This is a genomic window from Vibrio sp. 1580 (assembly GCF_033340055.1).
The window spans coordinates 1-533 of record NZ_JAWOVT010000658.1 but is presented as its reverse complement, the minus strand read 5'-3'; the positions used below and the strand labels follow the sequence as shown (position 1 = coordinate 533).

Sequence of the window (533 nt, the reverse complement as noted above, 5' to 3'; positions counted from 1 at the left end):
ACCCAGAATACCTTTCTCTCGATCATGCAGAAATGCTCAAACCCGATGACTTCGTCGAGTTCAAACGAGATGGTGTTCAAGATGGTGTATTTCGCAAACTTCGCCTTGGGAAGTACCCTATCCAAGCCCGTTTAGACTTGCATCGTAAAACGCTGAAAGAAGCGCGTGATGAAGTAGTGAAGTTCTTAAAGCAATGTATCTCAATGGATATTCGTACTGTTGTGATTGTGCACGGCCGTGGCGAACGTTCGAATCCACCAGCATTAATGAAAAGCTTCGTCAGCAGTTGGTTACAACAAATAAAAGAAGTGCAATGCGTGCACAGTGCACAACGCTTTCACGGTGGCAGTGGTGCTGTTTATGTATTGCTAAGAAAAAGCGCAGACAAGAAACTAGAAAACCGCGAACGTCATCAAAAACGGTTAGGTTAAGTTTCTCCTCGGTGCTAGAATGCCCGACCTTATTTCCCCTTCCCACTCGCGGGAAGGGTCATCAAATTCACCGCCGTTGTGAAACGTTAGGAGACCGATATG

Annotated in this window: 1 protein-coding gene; it reads left to right on the top strand. The window is 46.0% G+C overall.

Annotated elements, in window-relative coordinates:
* Positions 1-431, top strand: a 431-nt coding sequence (gene smrA / locus R7093_RS27690; protein WP_318147337.1) for a DNA endonuclease SmrA, incomplete at its 5' end; no start/stop codon positions are given.
* Positions 432-533: the final 102 nt, after the last annotated feature.